The organism is Bacteroidales bacterium, assembly GCA_023228145.1.
Lineage (GTDB): Bacteria > Bacteroidota > Bacteroidia > Bacteroidales > CAIWKO01 > CAIWKO01.
Window position 1 is genome coordinate 1 of the sequence record JALOBU010000043.1, and the last position, 7612, is coordinate 7612.

Annotated in this window: 6 protein-coding genes; 5 read left to right on the top strand and 1 reads right to left on the bottom strand. The window is 35.6% G+C overall.

What is annotated here, in order from left to right; genetic code table 11:
* Nucleotides 1-197 precede the first annotated feature (197 nt).
* From M0R16_13150 to M0R16_13170, 5 genes are all read left to right on the top strand, one after another.
* Complete coding sequence (locus tag M0R16_13150; protein ID MCK9613818.1) at nt 198-329, top strand: DUF2188 domain-containing protein; 132 nt, start codon at nt 198-200, stop codon at nt 327-329.
* A 232-nt stretch (nt 330-561) separates the two neighbouring features.
* Nucleotides 562-2277 carry a putative DNA binding domain-containing protein gene (locus M0R16_13155; protein MCK9613819.1) on the top strand — a complete coding sequence of 572 codons (1716 nt, stop codon included), beginning with the start codon at nt 562-564 and terminating at the stop codon, nt 2275-2277.
* Nucleotides 2278-2286: 9 nt separating this feature from the next.
* Complete coding sequence (locus M0R16_13160; GenBank protein ID MCK9613820.1) at nt 2287-2595, top strand: hypothetical protein; 309 nt, start codon at nt 2287-2289, stop codon at nt 2593-2595.
* 5 nt (nt 2596-2600) lie between these two features.
* Nucleotides 2601-5828: an HsdR family type I site-specific deoxyribonuclease gene (locus tag M0R16_13165; GenBank protein ID MCK9613821.1), complete on the top strand. Its 3228-nt coding sequence runs from the start codon at nt 2601-2603 to the stop codon at nt 5826-5828.
* A complete protein-coding gene (locus tag M0R16_13170; GenBank protein MCK9613822.1) occupies nt 5825-6538 on the top strand; it encodes a M48 family metallopeptidase in 714 nt (237 codons plus the stop codon). The genes M0R16_13165 and M0R16_13170 overlap by 4 nt, the downstream gene beginning before the upstream one ends.
* Here the strand turns inward: M0R16_13170 and M0R16_13175 are convergent.
* Nucleotides 6526-7485, bottom strand: a complete 960-nt coding sequence (locus tag M0R16_13175) for a hypothetical protein (GenBank protein ID MCK9613823.1) — start codon at nt 7483-7485, stop codon at nt 6526-6528. The two genes, M0R16_13170 and M0R16_13175, sit on opposite strands and share 13 nt — an antisense overlap.
* Between the last annotated feature and the right edge of the window lie 127 nt (nt 7486-7612).

A 7612-nucleotide genomic window follows, 5' to 3' on the forward strand; every position in this document is an offset into this window, starting at 1 on the left:
TATGACTACAATTACAAAAGACCTCACAAGTCTTTGGGATATAAAACACCGATGATGGTATTAAATGAAAAAAATGTATTTTTGAAACTCTAAGATTGAATGGCCCGAAAAAAAGGGAAGCTTACAATTTTACCTGAACATATTGTTGAGATAAAGAGAAAAATGAAAGAATTATTTAGCATTCAATAGTTAAAACCATGTCCAAGCAAAAATCACATCACGTAGTCCCTAATCCCGATGGTGGTTGGGATGTAAAAAAAGCAGGGGCAGAAAGTGCCGGTAAACAAATCGAAACGGAACAGTATGCAATTGAAGGCAGGAATGAATAAGCCAAAATGAATAAACTTTAGATGAACATTAGATGAAAATTAGATAAACATTAGATAAACTTTAGATGATCTTTAAAAGGTCTTTGGTAGGTCTTTGGTAGGTCTTTAGATAGTTTTAAGGATGAACCCTAAAAGATTATTAGATGAAAATAATACGAATGCAACTGCAACTGTCCAGAAATAATATCACAGTATTTTTTTCTATCAAACTGACAATGCAATAATTAAAATTATGACAATAGAACAATTAAAAAAACTAAAAGAGTCTGAAGATAAAGTCGAGTTCAAAGAGGCAAAAGGTGGTAACTATGCATACAACGGCGGCTCGCGTATCAATCCTAAAGAACGCCGTAAATGTATACTAGGATACGTCACCGCTTTCGCAAACGATGGTGGCGGATTTCTTGTTTTTGGCATTCATGATAAACATCCTCATAAGGTGGTTGGCACAACTCAATGCACCGGTGCTGTTGGTAAAATGGAACAAGATGTTTACCGAGATACCAAAATCAGGGTAAATGCCTTTGAATTGTTTGACGAAAATGGTCTTCGTGTTTTGGTAATCGAAATCCCTGGGCGCCCAATCGGAAAGGTATATAAATTCGAAGATGTGCCCCTCATGCGAGTTGGGGAGGAGTTACTTCCTATGTCCGATGAATATTACCGGAAAATAATAAATGAAACGGAACCGGATTTCTCAGCTTCTATCTGTAAACATTTGTCTATTGCTGATCTTGATGTAAAGGCAATTGATATATTAAAGAATAAGTACGCTTCAAAAAAGCAAAATCCCTCTTTTCGCTCACTTTCTACAGAACAGGTCTTATCAGACTTGAATTTAATGATTGACGCAAAACTTACTTATGCTGCATTAATCCTTCTCGGTTCTCCAAAACCTATTAGTAAATATCTGCCTCAGGCATCAGTTATTATTGAATATAGAAAATCGCTTACGCAAATATCTTATGATGCACGCATTGAATATTGCGAATCATTGTTCACTGCAATTGATAAAATATGGGCCTATATTAACCAGCCCTTATCCAATCCTAACGAGCATTTTCAGCAAGGTCCGTATATCATCAATATACAACGTTTCAACGAAGAAGTAGTTCGTGAAGCTATTCTTAATGCTATCGCTCACCGTGATTATCATCTTTCCAGCAGTGTGGTCTTGAAACTATTTCCGGAAAAACTTATTGTTCTTAATCCTGGCGGTTTCCCGCTTGGTGTTACCAAAGAAAATATTTTATCCGTTTCTAGTATGCCTCGAAATAGGCTTCTTGCTGAAACACTTGAAAAAACAGGCCTGGTTGAACGATCAAGCCAGGGTGTGGATAAAATGTTTAAAATTATGCTCTCTGAGTCTAAACCCGAACCTGACTTCACCAACACAGATGACTTTCAGGTTGAGCTGGATTTACTCGGTAATATTAGGGATATTAATTTTGCTTTTTTTATTAATGAAGAACAAAAGCTGAGAGATAAAGATAACCAACTTGGCGTTTTTGACATTATTGCTCTTGATAAAGTCAGGCAAGGTCTTACTGCCGATAAACTTCAACCAGCCATTTTAGAAAAGTTGATAAATGAAAAGCTTATCGGGCACATAGGTTCACCCGCTAGTGGTAGATTAATATTATCTGAAAAATATTATGAAATATCAAGGCAGTTATCTACTGTCAGGGGTTATAAACAACAAGAACTTCAGGCCATAATCAGTTGTTTTGATAATTTTTCAGAAATTAAGATGGGTGCCTTTGTTGATGTCTTTAAAAATACATTGTCTAGGCCAAAAGTAAAATACCTGGTTGATAAGCTTTGTAAAGATGGAGTTTTATTGCAATCAGGCAAAGGAGCAGGGGTTACATATAACCTTGCATCTTCTTTTGCTAAAGCTACTGATAAAGTAAGTGCTGTTATTGATTATCTTAAATCTTTAACTTAATTCATTACTATGGCTGCTTTTGATGCTCCAATTTATGCTGTTTTTTCTCCAATTCCTCATCATGTTCTTGTATATGTTGCACATAATCAAGCGCATGCTGGTTGTTTCCATGCTCCAATATCTTCATCGTTACGTGCAGCGTGTGCTTCTGATGCTCCAATTAGTACTGCTTTTTCTCCAAATAAACGATCTTTTGTTATTGCTAAATTTTCTTATGTTATTGATTGTGTAGTAAATGCAACAGAAATCGATACTCATGTATTATTATCTGATGCTCCAAATGGTTTCCCAATTATTTCAAAAGGCCTTAATACCTAATATTTATGGAAGTCCCCTCATTCATCGAAGACCACATTTCTCAGGTGCCTGCCCTGCAGTTGCTCATGAAAATGGGGTATCAATACCTCACTCCAGATCAGGCACTTGATGCCCGTGGTGGCCGCAGCAGCAACGTACTGCTCGAAACCATCCTCAGGCAACAGTTGCAGAAAATAAACAGCATTATATACAAGGACAAAGAATTTGAATTTTCTGATGCCAATATCAATGCCGCTGTGGTCGCCTTGCGCGACTTACCCTTGCAGGATGGCTACCTTGTTGCAAACCAATATTTCTATGACCTTGTTACGCTGGGTAAAAGTTTCGAGCAAAACATTTTGGGCGATAAAAAGAGTTTTTCCTTCAAATATATTGACTGGAAAAGACCTGAAAACAATGTCTTTCATATTACCGAAGAATTCAGCGTAATGCGCCATGGCCGCAACGATCATTACCGTCCCGATATCGTTTTATTTGTCAATGGCATCCCTATGGTCGTCATTGAGTGTAAAAGCCCAATAATTAAAGAACCTCTAGATAAAGCATTAGAACAACACATGCGTAACCAACAGGATGATGGTATTCGCTCACTGTATCTTTATTCGAATATACTCATTGGGCTTGCGGTTCACGATGCCAAATTTGCCACCACAGCAACCCAAAAGGAATTTTGGAATATCTGGAAAGAAATGTTCTATTTAAAAGAAGAAGAGAAAAACTTCATTGAATCACTTTCTTCCTTAAAAAATAAGAATCTCCAGCCGGATGATAAAACGATACTGTTTTCTGAGAGGTACAGATCTGTTTTAAAATATTTCGAAGAGCAATACAAAGAGGAGCAGCTACTTACAGAACAGGACAAATTGCTTTACTGTATTTGTAAGCCAGGTCGCTTACTCGAGCTCATGTACAATTTCATTGTTTTTGATGATGGAATAAAAAAAATTGCGCGCTACCAGCAATACTTTTCCGTCAAGCAGACTATGACCAAAATTTCAAAAACCGACATCAATGGTAAGCGCACCGGCGGTGTGATCTGGCATACACAGGGTAGCGGAAAATCCCTGACCATGGTTATGCTGGCACAGCAAATCGCAATGAATCCTGAAATTAAGAATCCTAAAATACTATTGGTAACCGACCGCATTGAGCTCGATGATCAGATCACGAATACTTTTAAAAAATGTGGTATGCCCGTAATTAATGCCAAAACAGGAAGGCATCTTGCTGACCTTATTGAAAGCAATACAGCAGAGATCATCACAACAGTAATAAACAAATTTGAAGCTGCTGTAAACCAGATTAAACCCGGATTGGATACAAAAGATACATTTATACTGGTGGATGAGGGCCATCGCAGTCAGTATGGCTCATTCAATATCAATATGCTCAAAGTATTTCCGGATGCCTGTTTTATCGCTTTCACAGGCACACCTTTAATGAAAAAAGAAAAGAATACTGCTGCTAAGTTTGGTGGTATTATTGACGAATATTCTATTGTCAAAGCAGTCGCTGACAAAGCGGTCGTTCCCTTGCTTTACGAAGGCAGGCACAACCTTTTCGATGTGAATGAAAAACCGCTGGATAGCTTCTTTGAAAAAGTTGCAGAACCGCTTACCCCTTATGGAAAAGCTGCCTTAAAAAGAAAATTTAGTACAAAAAGCCAGCTCAATAAAGCCGACCAGATAATTTATGCCCGGGCATGGGATATCTCTGAACATTTTTCTATTAATTTTCAGGGTACTGGTTTTAAAGGGCAGTTGGTAGCGCCATCAAAACTGATTGCCATTAAATACAAAAACTATTTTGATGAAATAGGAAAAGTGTACACGGATGTTCTTATTTCACCGCCCGATACAAGGGAAGGTGAAGAAGATGTTTTCGAGAAAATTGATGATAAAGTCAAGCTGTTTTGGAAAGCAATGATGGACAAATACGGCAATCCTGATAAGTATGAAAAAATGTTGATAAATGCATTCAAGAAGCAGGAATTTCCAGAAATAATAATTGTGGTTGATAAGCTATTGACTGGTTTTGATGCCCCGGTAAATACGGTAATGTATTTAACCCGCCAGTTAAGGGAACACTCCCTGTTGCAGGCAATTGCCCGTGTCAATCGCTTGCATCCGGGTAAAGATCATGGCTTTATTATTGATTATTTCGGCAATTTGGAAAATCTTGATGCAGCCCTTAACACCTATTCCGGCTTATCGGCTTTCGATAATGATGATTTGGATGGTACATTGGCCAATATAAGCGAAGAAATTGCTAAACTGCCTCAGGCACATTCCGAAGTATGGGATATTTTTAAAACAATTGCCAACAAATACGATGAAACAGCTTATGAAGAGTTGCTCTCTGATGAAGCAATAAGGCACAGTTTTTATGAAAAATTATCCGTATTTGGCCGCATACTGAAAATAGCATTGTCAAGTTTCGAATTTGTTACCAAAACCTCCGAAAATACTATTGATAAGTATAAGAAAGATGCAAGGTTTTTTCTTTCGCTGCGAATTTCTGTAAAACGCCGTTACTCCGATGAAGCAGATTATAAAGAATACGAACCTCAGGTGCAGAAACTAATCGACCAGCATATTTCCACCGAAGGAGAGATACTAAAAATAACACAATTGGTGGATATTTTCGACAAGGATCAGCGTGAAGCAGAAGTGGAGAAAATATCTGGTAAAGCAGCTAAAGCCGACCATATTGCCACCCGTACCTCAAAAGCAATCAGTATAAAAATGAATGAAGACCCTGTTTTCTATAAAAAATTATCACAACTTTTAAAGGAAACTATTGAAGATTATCATCGTCATCGGATCTCCGAAGCGGAATATTTTGCAAAAGCAAAAGAATATGAAGAAACATTCTTTTCAGGCAAACGCGCTGATATACCCATGTCCATCCAGGGTGACGATGTCAAAATAGCTTTTTACAACCTTGCCGTAGCTCTTTTAAGTGATATTGTGAAGCAATCGTCTTTAGATAAAACTGTTTTTGAAAAAATCGCAAAAGGTATTGATGAAATAATACAATCTATTATTTTCATCAATAGCGATCTTCTCGTTGATTGGCAAAACAACCGTGATGTTGAAGGTAAAATAAGAATCGCCATTGATGATTATTGCTTTGAACTTAAAAAAGAAAACAATTTTGAATGTCCGCTTCAAAAGATTGATGAGCTTATCGAAGAATGTCTGAAGGTCGCAAAACTCAAATACACTAAATGACAAAAACTTCTGCACACTATATTATTTACAGTAATCATAAAATAAATTTCTTGCTGCAATACAGTAATAGAAAAACCCTGGGCATTAAAGTCCTTCCAGATGCCTCAGTGCTTGTTACGGCTCCGGCTGGCAGCACAGTACCAGAAATATATAAAAAAATCAAATCTAAAGCTCTATGGATTCTTCGTCAACAGTTAAACTTTCAGCATTACCATCCATTCACTCCACCTAGAAAATACATTAATGGAGAAACTCACTTATACCTCGGCAGGCAATATAAACTTAAGATTTTTGAGTCTTGCGAAAACAGCATTGTTTTGTATAGGGGGCATATAATAATAAATGCCCAAATAACGCATTCGGACCATATTGAAAAATCCTTGAAGGAATGGTACAGAAATAAAGCAGCAAAAATATTTTTTGATGTACTTAATTCATCGTTTCCTAAATTCAGCAACTATAAAATTCCGTTTCCTGTTATACAGATTAGGTTTATGCCAAAACGTTGGGGTAGCTGCACCCCTTCAGGTAAAATTATCTTGAACCCGGAACTCATCAAAGCGCCCAAAGCCAGTATTGAATATGTAATAACCCACGAGCTCTGTCATTTGATTCATCCCAACCACACAAAGTCCTTTTTTAACCTTCAGCAAAAACTAATGCCCGACTGGAAGAAATGGAAACAGCGTCTTGAATATCACCTTGCATAATAAAACATTCTTAGATTCTCATCATAAGGTATATTATATTCTTCTCTTACGATTACTTCAAAAATCTTAATAAGCTTTTGTATTGATTCTTCATTGCAATCACTTGCATTTTGTCTCACAATTATTTCAGCATCTATTTTAAGTGTTCTAAGAGTCTTAATTTTTATTGATAATTTTTTAAATAACTCTTTCAGATTAATAGCACTTTCCAAATCTTTCTTTATCAGATACTCATTATTTTTAGTTGAATTGCTATCAATACAAAAATTGAAGTAATCTTTGCTAAGAAATAGTGCGAGTATATATCCAATATAACTTTTACTAAAATCACAATTCTCAGTTTTATTTATATTATCAGCAAATACGTCATCAATTACAAGGATATCTTTATGCTCTGTAAAGTATTTTTTGAAAAATAAACGGTAGGAGTCATTTTCATTGATTAGATTTATAAAGCTTTTATTGAAATTTTGAATTCCATTATTTATAATTTGCCGAACCCTTTCTCTTGATATTTTCAGCGAATCTCCGATTTTATGTAATGTTGGCTTACTAAAACCTTCACTAAATTTATTTAATAAAATAAATACGGAGTAATCCCTTGTACTCAAATAACTCGATGCTAATAACTTTATAAGAAAAAATGTTTCTATATTTTTATCTAGGTACTGCCTGTATATTGATTTAATCGGAAAAATATTTATTCCGAATGCGTTTTCAATATCATATATAAAATCTATATACTCATCCTGTATGCCAGATAAAGGCTCATCATCTTTTTCTATCTTATCAATTATTCTTTTTGATAGTTTTATTAATTCGTTATTTGATTTCCTCCCACAATTTCGCACATCTAAAAAATTTCTTTTTTCAGTATAATATTCTATCAACTTCTTTATAGTTTCTAAATCTTCATACTTTATTATATTTTTCGTTCTACTGCTCAATTTGTAAGCTTCCCTTTTTTTCGGGCCATTCAATCTTAGAGTTTCAAAAATACATTTTTTTCATTTAATACCATCATCGGTGTTTTATATCCCAAAGACTTGTGAGGTCTTTTGTAATTGTAGTCAT